This window comes from Mesorhizobium sp. CA7, from assembly GCF_020165015.1.
Taxonomy (GTDB): Bacteria; Pseudomonadota; Alphaproteobacteria; order Rhizobiales; family Rhizobiaceae; genus Mesorhizobium.
Genome location: NZ_JAIUHH010000023.1, coordinates 1 through 18,406 on the forward strand (window position 1 = coordinate 1; position 18,406 = coordinate 18,406).

Here is an 18,406-nt window from a genome sequence, read left to right on the forward strand (position 1 = left end):
TGCTCGTAATCGCAAGCAAACGCTTGCTCGTAATCGCAAGCAAACGCTTGCTCGTAGTCGCAAGCAAACGCTTGCTCATGGTTGACGCGGGGTGGAGCAGCCCGGTAGCTCGTCAGGCTCATAACCTGAAGGTCACAGGTTCAAATCCTGTCCCCGCAACCAATTCTGTCATAAATCGATAACCGTCCCGGTCTGACCGGGGCGGTTTTTGCGTTTTGAGGCTAGGGCGGTGGGGTCGCGCTAGCGACCCGCATTCAGGGACGGGTTGCGCGCCTCAAATGGGGCCATGGGCGGCTTGTCTGCTTATTAGGATTTGGAAATAGCGGACATTACCACTGCCGCCCCTGCCCGCGTCCGACAATCGGCACCTATGGTTTTGCCTGACAGTTGAAATTCCCACACGTTCCTAGACACGCTAACCACAGAACATGCGCCTCGGGCTAAAGCAATGCCCAGCAAACGCTCCGTTTCCAGTCGTGGTCCATCTGTTGAGAAAAAGGCCGCTGGGCTCATGGACCGGCCTTCGGCTTATCTTGATTGGCGGGCCTGCCACGTTGAGACAAGGAACGTGGCCATGGTCCCCGAAAGGTTCACCGCCAGCTCGGCATGACGGGGCAGGGGCCGTGATCGCTTTGGCCCCGGACTATGAGCGTCACCCAACTTACTGCGAAGCGAGCCCAGCAGCTCAACGATCTGCTGACAGCTGCCGAGCAACTGCCGGAACGTCTGCTCGGTATAGTCGTCGGGCGCCAGCTTCAGCGTCTTGGCAAGTTTTCGGTAGAGAACCGGTAGGTCATCCTTGTCCTCATAGGTCTGGCCGGCTTCATCGATGATCCATTTGCAAACATCCTCGAGAAGTGTCCGGGCCAGGGTAATCGCCCCTTGCGGGTCGACCTGCCGGCGATCGACGGCGGCCGTCCAGCGGGGATGCACATCGTCCGGATTGAACGCGACCAGGGCGGCAGAGATGCCTTCATCACTCGGGCTGCCGAGCCGGGCACTCTGAACCGCATAAACCGGGGTCCCCGACACCTTTCCGGTCACGGTAAGCCAATATCCGTCGTGTTGCAGGACCCCATTCAGTGCGGCCGCGAGCTCTGCCTGAACTTCCGGCGTCTGTGAAACGGGACCCACGACCTCTGTAAGGAACTTGAACAGACGAGCCTTCGAGCAGGTCAGGAGACCCAGAGTCGTCAGTAGTTCGGCTGTATCCCAGTCATTGTTGCGGACGGTGTGTTGGAAGATGTCGTCTTCTAGGGGACCCTCCGAGGGGTCGTAGATCGAGTCCATTTCGGCGATCGGCCAGACCCGTTGAATGAATTCGATCTCGGGAAGTTGGGTGGTCAACGGCCTTGCCTGGAATAGGGCCAACAGCCTGCGGCGGGTTATTTCCGTGATAGGGGACTCATCGCGCTCATCAATCTTGGCAACGAGTTCGGTAAGCGCAAAGTTTGCATCTTCTTCCAAGATCGCTCGAGCGACCTCGAGCACTCGACCGACGCCTAGGGTATCAAGTCGCCGCTCGGCGTACTTATATTTGCTTTTCATCGCTTCGTCGCTTTCGCCGGGCGCCAGGCCCACGCGTTGGCAATAGCGGGGCACCTGATAGGCTGAAACATTGGAAATCAGCATACAGACACGATGCCGAAGTTCTTTAACGGTGGCTGGCGGAATGGCTGTCGGCATGGCGCAATTAGAATCCGATCCGTTTCATCATCGGACTATCAGGCAGTAGCCTGCAACGCGTCGAGCAAAGCCAAATAGCTATCCGGCAGCCTATGGTGCCTGGCGCCGTCGCGGAGGTGCTGCAGATAGGCCGCGCTCGGCAAGAATTTTCCGGATTGCGGTTCGGCAAAGTAGGTGTGCATCTCAGTTGCCACGCCGTTCACTGTAACCGTCACCGGGAGCCGCGTGTAGCTATTGAGATGCCGATCGCGGCCGGACTGATAACCTTCGTTCCGGTCGAGTAGAGCAAGGTCGTTGGCCGTCAAACGATATACCACGCCCCAGACTTCGCCTCCAGCAAACGGCTCCGCCGATGACACTCCGCACTTGCGTTTCGCAGACATTCTGGGAAAGCACAGTGCATAGCCCGGCAGATGACCTGAACCAACGATTTCGGCGTCCGGGCAGCGCTCTTTCATCTGCTGAATGTCCATGTTTGAGCCGTAGGCGAAATAGAGGAATGTTTCGCGCGGTGGCCAAACCTGTCGCCCCAGCCGTTTGAAATCGGACACGGCGAGTGCTCCTCGTTCGTTGCGGGAGATGGAGCCTGGCTCCGCCAAACGCGCCACCACCACGGGGAAGGGGGCCTCCCAGATCTCGACAGCGTCCAAGGTGGCATTATGCAGCAACACCAGCATCACGGTATCGCAAGGGCCTGACGGTTTAATCTGGCCTATGCGCTGGCTGCGGGTCGCGGCCGGGTCATAGGCGCGGCCTTTGATCTGGATTCGCTCTGGCCCGGCTGGCGTATGTCGGATCGCGTCATATCCGATTGTGCGGGGAGGGGCCAGTTCAAGTCCCATAATGGTCGATGCGACGTATTCGGCCACCTCACCGGTCACGCCGAGCGGCTTGCCCGTCACCTGATAGTATTCGGCAGCCAGCGGCTTCACGGCCGCAAGAATGCCCTTGATCCGCTCTGCCAATGTAGCGCTCGCACCGATCGCGGACATCATATCCGGTCTACATCCAGGCCCGCTTCGATGAGTCTGCCAGCGATCTTTCGCATCTTGGCAAACTCAGTCCCGAACGCAGGTGTCAGTCCGACCGCCTCGCAGAACTCCCTGCCTGTTACACCCTCTAGGACATTGGCGTACTTGATCACCTGGACATGAAGCTCGGCGATATAGCCGTTCCGCGGCGATGTTTCGATCGCGACCTTGATCTTCTTCAGGGCTTCGGCCGGCGACATGATCAGATCCTCTATCGTACGTGAGGCAAGTGATATGTGAGTTTAGAGCTAATAGCAATAAGCTAAAAGCTAGAAGCTATTTTGCTGCGACTGTAAACTTATTGAGGCCCAAGAACGGGCCCGTTCAATCGGTGTCGTCCGGAGGAAGGATCGTCGCGAGCTCGGGTTCAATTTCGATCTCGTAATACGACGCGAGCGCGGCAATTTGCATGCCAATGCGGGTACGGAGCTCCCCAAGGGCCGTGAAGAAACCGTGTTGATCCTGAAACCGTCCGTGCTCTCTGGGTTGATAGTTTCCGAACTCGGCGTGCGGCTCTTCCAAGAACCGGCGGCAAGCAGCTCGCATCGCCCTGATCGCCGTCAAACTGGGCGACCGCTCGGAGACTATGCCAAGGGCGTCGGTGCAGCGCTTTCTAATTTCCTGAACTGAGCGCTCTACCTGGATTTGAATTTCCAGATGATGGGGAACATACAGCACGCGGCGATCTTCCAGGAACGCGAGGAGCTTCCGAACTTCGTCGCGTTCGGCATTTGAAATGTCCCAAGACGTTCCGAAGCCCAGCATGCTGGCTCCTTTGAACCGAACTTTCGTACCCCTCAACGATTTCGGTCCACGCGCCATAAATCCCCTCCTTGATGCCGGCCGGTGCCTTATAGGCCCTATTCCTCTGGTTCCCAATCGGGATCGACAGATCCAACCTCGACCCAAATGGCTAGCACCAACGTTTGGGCGGGGGAGAAAGGAGGCCACTCCCAGTAATAGTTCAAGCTTTCCTACCCTAGCAATAAACCAGCTGGTATTCGATATTCATGTTGCCGGAAATGGGGAGGGAAATATGCCGTCGTTAAAATCGAACCTCGTCAAGAGAATTGATCGGCTACCAAAGCCCACCAACGCAACTGATGCCATGCAACCTCTTTTCGAAGCGGTCAGTAATTCGATTCACAGCACACAGGATCGCTTCAAGGAAAACGTCGCAACCAAAGGGAAAATCATTGTCACGCTCACCATGGCGAGCCGGCAGGCGCCCACAAAGATTGTGGTCGAAGACAATGGCGTGGGGCTCGATGGCAGAAACTACGACGCGTTCACCACCACCGATACCGACAATAAGATTGCGCGCGGAGGCAAGGGCGTAGGGCGGCTTTTGTGGCTAGATTGCTTTGAAGCGATCAGCGTATCCAGCACCTCTGTCGAAAATGGCGATCCGAAGCGCCGGAAGTTTCGCTTCGTCCTATCGCAAACCGACCAGATTGAAGACTACGAAGAAAGCAAACTCGATGGCACACCTGAAACCGGCGTGTTGGTCGAGTTTGATGGCCTCCGCGACAACGGCTATAGGGCCAAATTCCCCGGTCGGCCAGCGTATGTCTTCCAACATTTTACGTCGCATTTCTTGCCGACCTTCATCGGCTCGCGCTCGCCTCGCATCACGGTGCACTGCGGTGACGAAACTCGTCACTATCCCGACGAGATCAATTCGATCATCCATCGCCGAGAGACGATCGAGAACATTCCAACCGTTGACTACGGGCTGCTCACACTCACGTTGATGGAGTGCGACAAGGTTGCGAGTGCAGATCTGCAGGGGTCGCACTTCGTCCATTTCATAGCGCACGACCGAACAGTTCATTCCCAAAAGATTGACGGAAAGCTGGGCCTGAAATATTTCGGGGTCAACGAGGATCGCGTCTTTCACGCCGTTCTCACCGGCAAATTCCTCGACGACAACGTCAACCAGGAGCGGACGAAGTTCCAGTTCGAGGAGGCTGTCCTCGATCGCATCGTGAACGACGTCTGCACATCGCATGTCGAGAAGTTTCTGGCGGAACCGCTGCGAGCGCTGCGCCAAGATCAGCGAACCAGAGTCAAGGCAATCACGGAATCCTACCCATCCGTCGCATTCGGCGACGTTGATGAACTGCAAGAAAAGCTCCCTTCGGGTGAGCTAAACGATGATGCGATCTTTGGGCATCTCTCGCGTGAGCGCTATCGCCGCGATCAGCGGCAGGCGGAGAAAATCCGGGCCGTCTTGGAACGATTGAAAGAGCGGACCGTCGACGTCAATTCGTTTGCGAGCGCAATCGAGGCCGCCGGTAAGGCAATTGAAGAAGCGGAACAGAAGAGTCTCACGGAGTACATCGTCCGCCGAAAGGTTGTGCTCGATTTCATGGAGATCCTGCTGGAGAAAGTCCGTGACGACACGCGTGACAGCAGCTATCAGCGCGAAGACATCCTGCACTCATTCATCTGCCCGCTGCGTGTCAATACCCTATCCGATGGCGCCAGGAAGGTAGCGGCGGCCGCGTCGCACGATCTATGGATTATCGATGAGCGGTTGACTTTCGCTCAGTATTTCAGCTCGGATGAGGAATTCCAGAACCTCTCGGATGCAGTCGCGAGCGACGAGCGACCGGATGTCCTGATTTTCGATCACGTACACGGCCTGCGTCAGACGGATGATCCTCCGCGCGTGCTGCTCGTTGAGTTCAAGCGTCCGGGTCGAACCAGCTATGCCGCGGACGAGAATCCTCAGCATCAGGTCGAGCGCTATGTTCGGAAGCTGCTCGAAGGGGGGAAGTTTGACGTCAAGGGGCGCCCTATTAAGCTGAAAGAGGACACGGTCTTCTACTGCTTCATAGTTGCGGACATTGTAGGCAAAATGGACGACTGGACCTATTCCTGGGACCGCACAGCCGACGGTCGCGGGCGCTTCTACCAGCCGCGTTCCGGCTTCAAGGGTTCGATCGAACTTATCGCATGGGACACCCTTCTCAACGATGCCCGAGAACGAAATCAGGCCTTCTTCGATCGCGCCGGCATCTCGGGCAAGAGCTTCTTCGTCGAGGCGCAGGAAACCGCGCATCAGCGTATACGGGCCGAGGACGAACTGGCGGCTGAGGCAATGACACCGGCCGCCGCGCCTACGGCCTGATTGCGATTGGGGGAAACGCATGCCGACATACGATGCTGACGAACTCAGGGGCCTGATTGCCGAGGGTGACATAGTGGGCTTTACACTCGACACGAATATCATTGACGGGTTGAACACGAATGGAAACCTCGACAATCGTATCCTGCAGAGCCTTGCGAACCTGAAAGCAAAGAAGGTCGCTATCATTCTGTCAGATGTCGTGGCGAAAGAGGTACGAGGTCATATGGCGCAGCGCCATGCCGCCGCTCATGATCAGCTCGCATCCAGTTTGAAGTCATACTGCAAAATCTGGAAAGAACATGAGGGCTTGGTTGAGGAGCTTGCAGACAAGCTGGCGCCAGCCGACGCGATAGGCGCGCATTCCGAGGCCATTCTGGAGGCGTTTTGCGAGAAGGTGGGTATGGAGATCATCTCATCCAACGACGCCATAGGCATGGCCGAGTTGATCGAGAATTATTTTGAGAACCGACCACCGTTCGCCGGGGCCGACAAAAAGCACGAGTTTCCCGATGCGATAGCACTCGCTGCCTTGGATAAGTGGTCACAAGAGCACGGAGCGATCCTGGCCGTCAGCAAGGACAAGGGCTGGGCCGCATACTGCGAAGAAAGCGAGTATCTATACTGCGCGAACGATCTGGGAAAAGCGCTCGCGCTATTTCATGAGGACGAGGCGATTGTCGCACGATTTCTTGCGTCCTTGCGTGACGAGCCAGACGGTGAATTCGCCGGCGAGGTCATCAGTGCAATCCAGCGCGACATTGATAACCTCGACTTTCAGGTCGAGGCGTCAGCATTCATGGAGTGGGACGCCGAAGTCGAGGAAGCAGTCGTTGACTCGATCGAGTATGCCGGTGGGAACGAGCAGCGAATTGTGGCGTCTGACGGCCAGGGAGTGACGTTCCTCGTTCCTGTGACCGCAAAGCTCAGGGTCCAAGCCGGCTTCAACTTCTCCATTCACGATAGCATCGACGATGATTACGTCTCTCTCGGTGGCACCGCAAAAGAAGTCACGATCGATCATCGCTACCAGGTGACCGTAACGATCAGCGGGAAGGGAAGCAACGACATTGAGGTTGATGATGCCGCCGTGAATCCGGCGACGAGGTTGCGAGTGGTCGAGTTCGGCCATGTGGAGCCGTTCTACGAACCGGAGCCAGACTGAAGTGTAGCCGAACACTGAAGCCTGTGACTTTGGATCAGTAATCTGACCGCCCATGGCTCCAGGCTTCAGGGCCAACGATTGCCGCCATTCCAGTGAGCCTATCTCTGGCGCGCCTGAAGATCTGCCGCTCCCGCGAACCCGCCAAAGTTCCCGCTGCGCTCCTGCCACGCGCTCATAGAGAGTCTTGGCCGAGTACTCGAGCGGACTATAGAGTTCTTGGAGCTTGGTAAGCGATGTCGGCGAAATCTTCTGGTCGATGATTCGATGCTGATTTACCGCCATTGCTTGGGCAGGTCGCCCTGGGGAGGCGAGTGCTCGATGAATCCTAAGGGAATGGCCGCACCTCTCCAACCCACTTCGATATCAGGCGGTGTGAATAGACCCCTTGGTATCCACAAAGCCTGAGCAGCATCACTTCAATATACCACTGTGCGAGGTGCCAAGCCTCTGGAATGGCGGATGGCAATTTCCCCGGAAGCATACGCTTCGGGTGCACCAGTTCATTGCGTAGGCGCGTTATCGCCTCCGGGCCGTCGGCGAAAGCACCGTTTCTTTTCCAACGGCGCAATCGCTTGCTCGAGAGCGGAATGGCAGTCCGAAGCTTCAAGTGCTGGCAGGCTGCCCGAATTTTGTCTGCTGCGTTTGAAGCCCTTGGAAGGGTTATGCCAGCGTTGGCCAGCACCGACATGGAAAGGCCTTCGAGAGCGGCCTGCGAAAGTACTAGCCCCCCATCCACGCCGGCGCCTTCGCCTGCACGGTTGCTCCGAAGATACCAATGGAGGCCGGTATAGCCCGCTTTTGAGAGCGACGGATCGTGCAGTAGCCTTACAAAGCCGGGAAAAGCCGCCGCCAGACATTCGCCGTGGTGGATATCAAACCAGCTCGGGCAGGATTGCCAAGGAGCACTGATGCGCTGCCCCCAATTCTCATAGTGTTCTTGACCATTCCGGTCATATCCGACGGTCCCGAACAGTGACGTCCATGCGCCGCGCGCAAAGGATAGGAACCGGTGCAGATCGTGAACTATCGCTTCTAGCTGTCCGCATGTGAATGACTTGCGATCTGCACGCACCATGCGCGCAACATGAGTGATCGCGTTGCCTCCTTCTGCCTTTAGCTGCTCGACTATCTTACGAGTTGAGAGAAGCGCCTGGAGCTCTATCTCCCAATCCGAGGTTCGCAGGACAACGCACCCCAGCCGTTGATTTGATTGGCGAAGGTCGCTCTGGGCACCGAGGCAAAAGAACTCGGGAAAGTTAAGAACATGAACGATGGCTGATGAGAGGCGTACGCGACGGTCGCGAACCTGCGTGAATGCCGACCCATTCGCAATCAACCATAGCTTTGCACCCGCTGTGCCTATTTGCGATTGAGACACAAGCACCGGAAAGAACCGACCACGCGGCCCGAATCTCAGCTGAAGACGCGGATCTTGACTAAGTAGATATCCATCGAGGCTCGTGTTAACTTGGACGAGCACACGTTCTTTGTCGGCCAATTCAAGCCGAGCGTGACCGGAGCTGGTAACGGTTATCCCGCCGGCTCGGAGCTCGACAGGTGCGCTGCCCAAATCAATTGCAGTGTTAGCGGTTGCAGCAGCGTATTTCGGAGAGATCAAATCTACCATTTAACAACATAGCTGGTGGGCACGATCGCCGTCTAGGGAGGGTTAGGCAAACCGGGATGTCGAGACCAAAGATGAAGCAGCGCCAGAGCACCCTTGGCCGAGGGCACAGCGCCTCCGGTTATTTAAGTATATGCTTTTGGAGGTCGGGTGCTAATCGCTTTCGCCTCGTTTCACGATGCTCCTGAAGTCGCTCCAGGAATGACGGTATTCTGTCCTTTCCAAGCCGGTTGAGGATGAAGCGGGCTTGCTTTTCATCGCTGGCGTATACAAGGCGATGTGCATTACCAACCACTCTCTGGTTCACAAACTCGACAAGCTCCTTTTGGCTACGGCTACGCAGCCAGCGTGAGTGCTTGCGGTTTTGGACAGCAACGAACAGGCGCCGTGGTCCGACCGGCAAGAGGATATGTGAATGCCTCTGGCGCATGCTTTCGGTGAATATCACTGGCCGGTCGGAGGTCAGCAGTTCTAAGGGCACGGCATCGAACTCGACTACCGACCACTGCATGTTCATTATGGTGTTCGACACATTTTCATGGACAATCATCCGACGTGCGATGCCCATCGCCGACTCTTCATAAACGGAGCCATCCTGGGAGTTGAGAAACTCCAGCAGCGTATCTGGGTCTTCCGGGCGCTTAGATTCGGCGTACCGCTGCTCCATGTCCGGAACGGACATAATCCAATCGTCGCGCACGTTACGCTTCAATAACTCTACGTCCTCAGGCATTCGAAATAGCAAGCTGAGTATGAAGTGTGTCCAGGCTTTCCGCCGTCCGGGCCGGAGAGCATTCCCCGACTTGGCCTCCAGCATCTCGTACAGGCTTTCGGCCGCTCGGTTATCGACAGGTGCTAGAAACTCCCGCTCAAACTCTTGAGCTGTTTCTTCAGGCATCCCGCGCATCTCGTAGAGACGTTTCACGAAGCCGGTCGCGTTCGGGTGCGGACTTTTTATGGAGATCTTATCCCCATAAACCTTCTTGAATTCGACAACGAAGTCTTCCCGCATCCACTGCGAGAGGTAAAACACCGGCAGAAAATGATGCTTTTGCGGGTCGTTCATCCCACAGTGATATAAGCGCCTCAACCTTTCATAAAGTCGGCTTTCCTGGTTTCTCCTCCGCCTTTTCTCCAGCCGCTACCCTTCGTGCGGTCGATCGCGGCGCGATATCAAAGATAACGCCTCGGCCGACCCTCTCGAAGTCGGACGCCGGTAAACCGCACTACAACGATGCCAGGTTACGGCTCGCCGTGCCAAGTTGCACCGTCTTGTCGGGAATAGCGCGAATACGCGGATGAGAATCTCGAGGCCTTCGGTCAATATGGGAGGCAGCTCACTCTGAGCTGCGAGACCCTCATGGCCGAGAAAAATAGAATTGGAATCTCGCCGGCGTTGGCAGTTCGACGGCGTCGCCGAGCATTCCAGACTCCGGATCAGCGTTTGTCATCGCGCTGCATCCCGAACTCAGGAAACTCCGCCTGTCGCCGTCTGCCTGGAGACGCAGCACGTGCGCGCCGCGATGTCGGCGCAGCGCAACAAAACCGAGAAGGCCGACGCGCTCGGCGTCGCCCATATCATGCGCACCAGCTGGTTTCGACAGGCACATATGCACGGGCGGCGCTGTGGAGACAGTATTGCGGGCTGCACGATCTCGTCGTCAAAATGGTGGCACGCAGCGAACTGTGCCGACGCTTCATGGCCGTCCCCGGCGTCGGGCCAGTGACGGCACTTTCGCTCATGACAAGGTCGACGAGCCGCACGCACTCGATCATCGGATCAAGCAACTCGACCAGGAGTTCGAGGCGCTCGCCAAGAGCGATGAACGAGCCGGTCTCTTGCGCAGTGTGCCAGGTATTGGCCTGCTCAACGCAACGGCGCTGGCAGCGGCGGTCGGCGACGTGTCGGCGTTTGCCAAAGGGCGTGACTTCGCCGCTTGGCTGGGGCTTGTCCCGCGCCAGATCACTACCGGCGGCAAGCCGCGCCTGACGGGGATCAGCAAGCGCGGGAGCACCTACATGCGCGTTCTGTTGATCCATGGCGCGCGAGCGGCATTGCCATATCTGGCGCGAATGGACACCCAGCTCGGCGCCTGGGTGCAAGCGCTGCTGCAGCGCGCCAAGCGTAACGTGGTGGTCGTTGCGCTCGCCAACAAGCTTGCCCGGATCGCCTGGGCCGTGATGTCGAAACAGCGCCCTTACGCAGCCGTGATGGTCTCCGAGGGATAACAAGTTTGGGCGAGCGGGAGCGTCCCGACTGCTGCTTGGCTGCATGAAGTCTGCGGGAGGATGTACACAGAGATGGCCCAACGGTTGATCGGCGTTCGGCAAACCTGTCAGCAGGCAGCCCTTTCGAGGCCGAGTATCTTGTTAGGAGCCGGGCGCGCGAATCTCCATCTTGGCAGGGCGTCCAGACGCCGAGGGCGGATACATTGGTGCAGACCGGACGTGCCTCTCAAAACATCCCACTTGCAGACGGGCGGGCCATACATTGCGTGCGGCCGCGCCGATCACAAGACGGCCGGACCGCGCCGGATTGCCTGTGATGATGCTCCGTCACTCCGATGGAAAAGTGCGCCACGACGGTTCCCGTGCTGCAAATAAGCAGCGCTGCTACGCCGTCGCAGAGCGCGGAAGACTGCACGGCGCATCGGAACTCGACGCCAGAGTACGGGATCGTAGTTAGAGCATAGAATAGTGTATTTTCGTAGTTTGGAAGAGGAACGACGATAGAAAGAAAGACGCGGAAAATACGACCGATTAAGACGGCAAGATAAAAGGGTGCACATTGTGCTGCGGTCGGTTGGTTGTTTTTCCTACGATTTTACTCGGTTTCCGCACATTGTGAGTGCTTTATGCAATGTGTGGTTTTACACCAAGTAATTTGGCTTGCTTGGGAATTTGCACGTTGCGAGGCATGTCGATTTAACTCGCGGACTGCGATCGCTCAAGGGTTGTGGATGTCAGCACGACCCAAATGGCACCGCCGCCGCTTGCTCTCCAAATCTCCACAATGGGGCCGATAGCGGTCAGGCCACTCTCGTCCCGATCCAACCGTTCTCGCATTTGAAGTTCTGTATTGAAACTGAAGGGCCAACGAGGCACAGGGCGTCAGTCCAATACCATTCCGCAGTTCGGCATCTAGCCCCTGTACCCGCGTTGGCAGAGAGGATTGCCGAGCCTGTCTGTGAGGTTCTAAGAAAATTAATCTCAGAAGATGGCTCCGAGATGATCGATTGCATCAAGTACGAATGTGCCAAATGAGCACCCCACTCGATTTGAATCGTGCAAACTCGTATCAAACGACGAGGATCCATCCCTCGGAGCAAACAGTGTCCGACAAAAACGGACCGTTCTTGACAGGAAGCGCTCGAGCGGTGTTCCGACGCCTGGTGGAGGACGGCCCTTCGACCAGGCCGCAGATCGGAATGGCGCTTGGCCTCTCGCGGCCGACAATGTCGGCTGCGATTGCTGAACTCGAGCGACTCGGCTACGTCGAAATGGTCGGCGCGATCAAGGGGCCACTGGGGCGCAGCGCGGCCCAATACAAAGTCGGGCCTGGTGCCGGGCATGTCATCGCGGTTGATGCAGGTGCGACACATGTGCGGCTTCGTGTCTCCACGCTCGACCGCAGGCAACTGGCGAACCGCATTCTGCGCTATCCTGAGAGCCAGCTGACGATCAACGAAGAGGTCAGCCGCGCCGTCGCATCCGAATTCACTGCCATTCGGGCTTCGACCAAACGAAATTGGGGACCGCTGCGCGCGCTCGGGCTCGCGGTGCCTACGCGTGTCGTGGGCCCGGACGGCGACGTCGAGGCCAGCCGGCAAGACGTCGTGTTTCGTGCATTCAACCCTCCCGCCGGTGTAGCGCTCGTCTTAGAAAACAACGTCAACTGTGCCGCAGTGGCCGAGCAGCATTATGGGGCTGCGCGCGGCATTGCCAACTTTGCCTATGTGCAGATCGGATTGAAGATCGGCATGGGCCTCATCCTGAACGATCAACTGATACGGGGGCGCAATGGCGCCGCAGGGGAGATCGGCCATCTGAGTTTCCCTTTTGCACCGGGCGCGGAGCCGCTGCCGGGCGAGGTCGAGCACTATCTCGGTACCCAGGCCTTCATCTCGCGCGTACAGTCGGACTGGACCACAGCGGCTGGACCGTCTCCGCGAGACACCGAGGAATTGCTCAAGCTTGCCGAAGCGGGCCACCCGGACGCACAGCGTCACGTTGCCCGCCACGCCTCGGATATAGGGGCGCTGGTCGCCGCCTGCGTCAGCGTGGTCGATCCCGGTCTGGTGGTCCTGGGTGGCGGCCTTGGAGCGTCGCCCCTTCTCTTGCCGGAGGTGCGCGAAACGGCGAACCGCCTTTCCTACCCGGTCGAAATCCGCAGCACGCATCTGGCCGCAGACGCGACGGTTCTGGGCATCGAACGCCTAGCCATCGAGACCGCCTTGCCTCTGGTCCTGGGCGAATAGCCAACACGGCCGCTATTTCATTCGCGCTGTCGCAATAAAAGGCTTGACGGCGGCTCTTCCTTTTTTGTTAGTTAAGGTGCCTAACAAAGCAGGGACTGTCCGTTTTGCAGTTGTGAGGCATCAACGGGAGGAAACATTGAGCACGCTGAGCAAATTTCGGTTCGGCCTTGCCGGACTGGCGGCGCTGGCCGCGATCGGAACCGCCGGTGGAGCGGCGGCGGAGGACGTTACGCTTCAGTACTGGGTCTATTCCGACTTTGGGGAAGGCGAGGCACTGGCGCTCCAGCAGGAGTTCATCAAGGAATTCACTGCCAGGCATCCCGGTGTGACAATCAATATCGTCGCCAAGGGCGACGACGATCTGACGGCGGGCCAGGTCGCCGGTGCCGCGAGCGGAAACTTGCCGGATGTGTTCATGAACGCTCAGTCGGTGGGCGCTCAGCTGGTAGAAGTGCATGCCCTGGAGAACATCTATTCGAAATGGATGGCTATGCCCGAGAGCTTCCGGGCTCAATTCGATCGGGATGCGTTGAAGGGCTGCATGCCAAAGCCGGACGAGCTTTACTGCCTTCCTTATACGGGCTTCGGTTCTCTGTTGTTTCGCAACCTGACGGTCTTGGAAAAAGCTGGCGTCGACACGAGCAAGCCTCCGGCTACCTGGGACGAATGGTTCGCCCAGATGAAAAAAGTCAAGGATGCTGGAATGTATGCCATTCCGGACGAAACGCTGGTCTTCAATTCGATCGCCGAAATCTATGCGACTTCAGGTTCAACAGAGAGCTGGGGATTTGACTGGGCGAACAAGAAGACCAAGATAGATCCGGCGATCATGGCCAAGGTCTTGAAGAAATTTGTCGACATGAAGCCGCTCAGCAGCGGAACCAGCCGCAACGACCAGGCTACGAAGGACCTGTTCATCTCGAACCAAATCGCGTTTCATACCGTCGGGCCGTGGGTAAACCCGACTTATGAGCAGGCAGCCAAGGCCAGCGGGCTTAAATACGACTTCACGCTGATTCCTGGTGACGAACCTGGCAAGACCGGCGGCATCCGCAGCTACGAGATGGTCGGCGTCGCACCAGGCCCTCACGCGGACCTAGCTTTTGAATTCGCCGCCTATCTCACGGAGAAGGCGCAGATGGCCCGCTGGGCGAAGCTTCTGTCACGCTATAACGCCAACGCGGCCGCAATGGCCGATCCAGAGGTCGCGGCACTCCCGCTGATCAAAGTTTCGGTCGATGCCGCCCACGGCGCGATGGATGTGGCGGCGCCCTATTTCGTCGGCTCGGTCCCGAGCTGCTACAACTCGGAGGTGATCGACATGGCCTCCGCCACGGCGGACGGCCAGTACACTCCGGAGGAGGGCGCGAAAGAGCTGGTCTCGCAGTTGAACGACTGTCTGGCCCAGTAAAAGCGCCTCACGCGTAAAGCGCCTGCGGCTGGATCGGTCCGGCTGCAGGCTCAAACGGAGCGCCCATGTCCCTTCGCCGCCTCCTGCCGCACTACCTCATGATCGCGCCATTCATGATCCTATTTGCGGTGTTCTTCCTTTATCCGATCCTCAGCGGCCTCTACTACAGTTTTCACGCCTGGAACGGGGTGGCGAAGCCGGAGTATCTCGGCTTCGCCAACTACCAGAAGATCGTACTCTCACGCGATTTCGCAACGGCGATGCGCAACCTCCTGACCTATGTCGCCATCACCGTCCCGCTGGGCGTTTTGGTGGCGCTAGGCCTTGCGCTTCTGGTGGACAGTTTCGTCGGACGCTGGGCCAATTTCTTCCGCAACGCCTTTTTCATGCCGGTGGTGCTGCCAGCGTTCTTGGCCGCCACTATCTGGCGCTGGATCTATGCGCCGAACTTCGGGCTGCTCAACATGATCGTCGGCTGGTTTGGCGGGCAATCAGTCAACTTCCTCAATGACACCAGCACCATGCTTTACGCCCTGATTGCCGTGGATGTTTGGGTATCGGCGGGCTTCAATATGGTCATCATCCTGGCCGGACTAAAGGAAATCCCAGCCGAGCTCTACGAGGCCGCACGCCTCGACGGTGCCAACAAACGCCAACAGATCGTCCACATCACCATTCCGATGCTGAGACCGGTGCTGTTCTTCGTCGTGACCTACGGCCTGATCTCAGCCATGCAGGTCTTCGACAAGCCGTGGCTGCTGACGGGATCGTCCTTCACCAGCTATGGCGGGCGTCGCAACGCGCTGCTCTTTCCGGTGATGGACATGATGGGCCGCGCTTTCGGGGGCGTTCGCTTTGGCGAAGCCGCGGCCTACGGTTTCCTGCTGACCCTCGCCATTGTCTTGGTGACGGCCGCCATGTTCGGTCTGCGCCGCTTGAAGGGGTGGGCATGACCGCTCTGTTCAACCGCCACATCTCGGTCTGGACCGTTTTGAAATGGGCGCTCGCCCTGGTCGTGACTGCCATAGCGCTATTTCCGATCTGGTGGATGATCAATGTGGTCTTTGCCCTGCCGGGCGAGCCGGTATCGATCAATCCGCGCCTGTGGCCGACCTCGATTCCGGCCGGCGTCGAGAAGATAAGGCTGATTTTCACCGAGACGGACTACCTCCACGCCTATTGCATCTCGCTGTTATACGCGCTGCTGACGATTGCGGGCGTGCTGCTTATCGGCTCGTTGGCCGCGTTCGAGTTTGCGTTGTTCGAATTTCCGGGGCGCGGCCTTTTGTTCGGCGTCGTCATGCTGTCGCTTATGGTGCCGACCGCGGTCACAATCATCCCGACCTATCTGCTGACCTCGCAGCTCGGATGGCTGAACACGATGCGGGGTCTGGTGGTACCTGGCCTTGCCTCGGCATTCGGCTTGTTCATGCTTGTGCAGTTCATGCGCGCCGTCCCCAAGGACATGATCGAAGCGGCGCGGCTCGACGGCGCCAGCCATGTTCAGATCTATTGGCACGTCGCGTTGCCCTTGTGCCGCAATGCCCTCGTCACCCTGGCGATCCTCACCTTCATGCAGACCTGGGGAAACTATATGTGGCCCCTGATCGTCGGGACGAAGCCGGAAATTTACACGGTGGGCCAGGTGGTGGGCCTGTTCAACTCGCCACTGTCGCACCAGACGGTCGACATGGTGATGACCGCGAATCTTCTTGCCGCAATCCCGCCGCTGCTCTTCTTCCTGATCTTCCAGCGCAAGATCGTCGAAGGAATCGCGATGTCAGGAACCAAGGGCTGAGCGGAGAACGACCCATGGCATTTTTGGATATCTCCTCGGTCTCGAAGTCGTTCGACGCGCACAGTGTCCTGGAGGACGTGAACCTTTCGATAGAACGCGGGGAGTTCGTGGTTTTCGTGGGGCCTTCGGGCTGTGGAAAGTCGACGCTTCTGCGCATGATCTCCGGGCTGGAGACGGTGACATCCGGCACGATCTCGATCGAAGGCGAGATCATCAACGATGTGGAGCCCGCGCAGCGCGGCGCGGCGATGGTGTTCCAGTCCTATGCGCTCTACCCGCATATGACGGTCTTCCAGAATATTTCGTTCGGTTTGCGCATGGCCCATCGACCGCGCGACGAGATCGCAGCGAAGGTACGCCGTGCGGCGGCGATTCTGCGCCTGGACACGCTTCTGGAGCGCAAGCCTGCGCAGCTGTCGGGCGGCCAGAAGCAGCGCGTCGCCATCGGCCGCGCTATCGTCCGCGAACCGCGGGTGTTCCTGTTCGATGAACCGCTGTCCAACCTCGACGCCGAATTGCGCGTGCAGATGCGCGCGGAACTGATGGATCTGCACAAGCGCCTCGGCACGACGATGATCTATGTCACGCACGATCAGGTGGAGGCCATGACGCTGGCCGACAGGATGGTGGTGATGAATGGCGGCCGAGTCCAGCAGGCGGGCAAGCCGCTTGACCTCTATGACGACCCGGACAACCGGTTCGTCGCTGGTTTCATCGGCTCGCCCAAAATGAACTTTCTGCCCGCCCGCGTTGTCGACGCGGCACCCGGCAGCTTGCGCCTTGCCGTTACCAACTCGATTGAGGTGATTCTTCCCCTTTCGGTGCCTGAGCTCGCGGGCCGGGTCGAACTGGGCTTGCGCCCCGAGCATTTCTTGGCCGTGCCTGAGCGCGCCGATGAAGGCGGTCTTGAGCTGGAAGGCAAGGTCAAGCTGGTCGAGGAAGTCGGTTCGGAGAGCTACGTCCACATGGACTTGGGCGATGGAACCCCGGTGGTCGTGCGGGCTGCACGGGGCAGCGCGTCGATCAACGGAACCTTGCGGGCCAAAGCCGACCTTCGTCATGCACTTGTCTTCACGTCGGACGGCCGACGCATTCGGGGTGGGAATGGATCTCGCGGATGAACCGGTCCAAGGATGAGACTGCCGTGATCGTCGGAATCGATATTGGGGGCACCAAGACCCATCTGCGGGTCAAATCCACGGCAGGCGGCGCGGCACGCGACATGGTGCTGCCGACCGGCGACTGGCGGGTGCGCAACTGGGATCGCGATGCCGAGCGGCTACTGGATTTGGCGGCGGGTCTGGCCGAGGGCACTCCGCTTGGCGCGATAGGCATTGGCGCCCATGGCTGCGACGACGCGGCGGAATGCCAGGCGTTTCATGCAGCCTTGTCGACGCGCACCAACACCCCGGTCGCAGTGGTCAACGACGCCGAGCTGATGCCCCTTGCGCTCGGCCTCACCGGGCAGATCGGCGTGGTGGCTGGCACAGGTTCGATCGCGGTTTGTCGGCCCGCGCCCGATCGCATGTTGGTTGCCGGAGGGTGGGGCTGGATCGTCGGTGATGAGGGCAGCGCCGCCGGTCTTGTGCGGGAGGCCGTGCGCGCCGTTGCACACCATTTCGATGCTGGCGGCGGCCGCGGTGAGCCTCTGGTCGAGGCAATTTTCGACGCGTTGCGGGTTCCTTCGCTTCCGCGTCTGGGCAGCTCTCTGTCGGAAATGCGGTCGGCGACGGCAGTGGGAAGCCATGCCGCAGTAATCTTCCAGGCGGCGGAAGCGGGATCGGCCCTTGCCGCGGGCGTCATCCGCGAAGGTGGGCGGGCTCTCGCTCATATGGCCGCGCTACTGGATGTTCGCGGCGCGGGTGCCGTTCATGCGGTGGCCGGAGGTAGCGTTATCGCGGGGCAGCCCCTGTTGTGGAATGCCTTCGCGGAAGGACTGGCCGAGGCTTCCGCAGGGCGCATAGCGCCGCATCTGTTCACCGGGCAACCCGTCGAGGGCGCCTGTCGTCTCGCCAGCTGCCTGATCGAGATACCTTCCGCGCGCGGAATAGCCTCCGCACCGGTATTTTTGTGACCAAGA

The 18,406-nt window shown here is 58.7% G+C and carries 14 protein-coding genes, 1 tRNA gene and 2 pseudogenes; 11 read left to right on the forward strand and 6 right to left on the reverse strand.

Annotation, left to right across the window (positions count from 1 at the left end):
• The first annotated feature begins 85 nt into the window (after positions 1-85).
• A tRNA-Met gene (locus LB552_RS26890) sits at positions 86-162 on the forward strand.
• Between the two features lie 366 nt (positions 163-528).
• Here LB552_RS26890 and LB552_RS26895 read toward each other — a convergent pair.
• The 4 genes from LB552_RS26895 to LB552_RS26910 all read right to left on the reverse strand — a co-directional run bounded on the left by LB552_RS26895 (position 529) and on the right by LB552_RS26910 (position 3,539).
• Complete coding sequence (locus LB552_RS26895; RefSeq protein WP_224611169.1) at positions 529-1,686, reverse strand: abortive infection family protein; 1,158 nt, start codon at positions 1,684-1,686, stop codon at positions 529-531.
• 38 nt (positions 1,687-1,724) lie between these two features.
• Complete coding sequence (locus tag LB552_RS26900) at positions 1,725-2,678, reverse strand: gamma-glutamylcyclotransferase family protein (protein ID WP_224611170.1); 954 nt, start codon at positions 2,676-2,678, stop codon at positions 1,725-1,727.
• Positions 2,678-2,917 carry a hypothetical protein gene (locus tag LB552_RS26905; protein ID WP_224611171.1) on the reverse strand — a complete coding sequence of 80 codons (240 nt, stop codon included), beginning with the start codon at positions 2,915-2,917 and terminating at the stop codon, positions 2,678-2,680. The genes LB552_RS26900 and LB552_RS26905 overlap by 1 nt, the downstream gene beginning before the upstream one ends.
• A gap of 124 nt (positions 2,918-3,041) precedes the next feature.
• On the reverse strand, positions 3,042-3,539 hold the full coding sequence (locus LB552_RS26910; protein ID WP_318012068.1) for a DUF6650 family protein: 498 nt from the start codon (positions 3,537-3,539) through the stop codon (positions 3,042-3,044).
• 286 nt (positions 3,540-3,825) lie between these two features.
• Between LB552_RS26910 and LB552_RS26915 the strand changes: the two genes are divergently transcribed.
• Positions 3,826-5,853, forward strand: a complete 2,028-nt coding sequence (locus tag LB552_RS26915; protein ID WP_224611174.1) for an ATP-binding protein — start codon at positions 3,826-3,828, stop codon at positions 5,851-5,853.
• 19 nt (positions 5,854-5,872) lie between these two features.
• On the forward strand, positions 5,873-7,015 hold the full coding sequence (locus LB552_RS26920; RefSeq protein ID WP_224611176.1) for a PIN domain-containing protein: 1,143 nt from the start codon (positions 5,873-5,875) through the stop codon (positions 7,013-7,015).
• A 325-nt stretch (positions 7,016-7,340) separates the two neighbouring features.
• On the opposite strand, the gene LB552_RS26925 is transcribed toward LB552_RS26920, so the two are convergent.
• On the reverse strand, positions 7,341-8,642 hold the full coding sequence (locus tag LB552_RS26925; RefSeq protein ID WP_224611178.1) for a hypothetical protein: 1,302 nt from the start codon (positions 8,640-8,642) through the stop codon (positions 7,341-7,343).
• Positions 8,643-8,760: 118 nt separating this feature from the next.
• Positions 8,761-9,705, reverse strand: coding sequence for a DUF4238 domain-containing protein (locus LB552_RS26930; RefSeq protein ID WP_224611179.1), 945 nt, complete (start codon positions 9,703-9,705; stop codon positions 8,761-8,763).
• A gap of 389 nt (positions 9,706-10,094) precedes the next feature.
• Here LB552_RS26930 and LB552_RS26935 point away from each other — a divergent pair.
• The 8 genes and pseudogenes from LB552_RS26935 to LB552_RS26970 form a co-directional block, all read left to right on the forward strand.
• Positions 10,095-10,386: pseudogene (locus LB552_RS26935) on the forward strand (IS110 family transposase); the annotation flags it as partial.
• 17 nt (positions 10,387-10,403) lie between these two features.
• A pseudogene (locus LB552_RS26940) lies at positions 10,404-10,868 on the forward strand (IS110 family transposase); the annotation flags it as partial.
• Positions 10,869-11,971: 1,103 nt separating this feature from the next.
• On the forward strand, positions 11,972-13,117 hold the full coding sequence (locus tag LB552_RS26945; protein WP_224611180.1) for an ROK family transcriptional regulator: 1,146 nt from the start codon (positions 11,972-11,974) through the stop codon (positions 13,115-13,117).
• 136 nt (positions 13,118-13,253) lie between these two features.
• The gene (locus tag LB552_RS26950; RefSeq protein WP_224530424.1) at positions 13,254-14,528 is read left to right on the forward strand and encodes an ABC transporter substrate-binding protein; all 1,275 of its coding nucleotides are present in this window, start codon (positions 13,254-13,256) and stop codon (positions 14,526-14,528) included.
• Between the two features lie 65 nt (positions 14,529-14,593).
• On the forward strand, positions 14,594-15,481 hold the full coding sequence (locus LB552_RS26955) for a carbohydrate ABC transporter permease (RefSeq protein WP_224530427.1): 888 nt from the start codon (positions 14,594-14,596) through the stop codon (positions 15,479-15,481).
• Positions 15,478-16,326 (forward strand): carbohydrate ABC transporter permease, encoded by an 849-nt coding sequence (locus tag LB552_RS26960; protein ID WP_224530431.1) that lies wholly within the window; start codon positions 15,478-15,480, stop codon positions 16,324-16,326. The genes LB552_RS26955 and LB552_RS26960 overlap by 4 nt, the downstream gene beginning before the upstream one ends.
• 14 nt (positions 16,327-16,340) lie before the next feature.
• Entirely contained in the window at positions 16,341-17,447 is a 1,107-nt protein-coding gene (locus tag LB552_RS26965; RefSeq protein WP_224530434.1) for an ABC transporter ATP-binding protein, read from the forward strand.
• Positions 17,444-18,400 carry an N-acetylglucosamine kinase gene (locus LB552_RS26970; RefSeq protein WP_224611181.1) on the forward strand — a complete coding sequence of 319 codons (957 nt, stop codon included), beginning with the start codon at positions 17,444-17,446 and terminating at the stop codon, positions 18,398-18,400. Before LB552_RS26965 ends, LB552_RS26970 begins: the two co-directional genes overlap by 4 nt.
• The last annotated feature ends 6 nt before the right edge of the window (positions 18,401-18,406 follow it).

Coding starts and splice junctions, on each gene's coding strand:
- LB552_RS26895 (WP_224611169.1), bottom strand. CDS start 1,686: ATGCCGACAGCCATTCCGCCAGCCACCGTTAAAGAACTTCGGCATCGT.
- LB552_RS26910 (WP_318012068.1), bottom strand. CDS start 3,539: ATGGCGCGTGGACCGAAATCGTTGAGGGGTACGAAAGTTCGGTTCAAA.
- LB552_RS26925 (WP_224611178.1), bottom strand. CDS start 8,642: ATGGTAGATTTGATCTCTCCGAAATACGCTGCTGCAACCGCTAACACT.
- LB552_RS26955 (WP_224530427.1), top strand. CDS start 14,594: ATGTCCCTTCGCCGCCTCCTGCCGCACTACCTCATGATCGCGCCATTC.
- LB552_RS26965 (WP_224530434.1), top strand. CDS start 16,341: ATGGCATTTTTGGATATCTCCTCGGTCTCGAAGTCGTTCGACGCGCAC.
- LB552_RS26920 (WP_224611176.1), top strand. CDS start 5,873: ATGCCGACATACGATGCTGACGAACTCAGGGGCCTGATTGCCGAGGGT.
- LB552_RS26930 (WP_224611179.1), bottom strand. CDS start 9,705: ATGAACGACCCGCAAAAGCATCATTTTCTGCCGGTGTTTTACCTCTCG.
- LB552_RS26960 (WP_224530431.1), top strand. CDS start 15,478: ATGACCGCTCTGTTCAACCGCCACATCTCGGTCTGGACCGTTTTGAAA.
- LB552_RS26900 (WP_224611170.1), bottom strand. CDS start 2,678: ATGTCCGCGATCGGTGCGAGCGCTACATTGGCAGAGCGGATCAAGGGC.
- LB552_RS26970 (WP_224611181.1), top strand. CDS start 17,444: ATGAACCGGTCCAAGGATGAGACTGCCGTGATCGTCGGAATCGATATT.
- LB552_RS26905 (WP_224611171.1), bottom strand. CDS start 2,917: ATGTCGCCGGCCGAAGCCCTGAAGAAGATCAAGGTCGCGATCGAAACA.
- LB552_RS26915 (WP_224611174.1), top strand. CDS start 3,826: ATGCAACCTCTTTTCGAAGCGGTCAGTAATTCGATTCACAGCACACAG.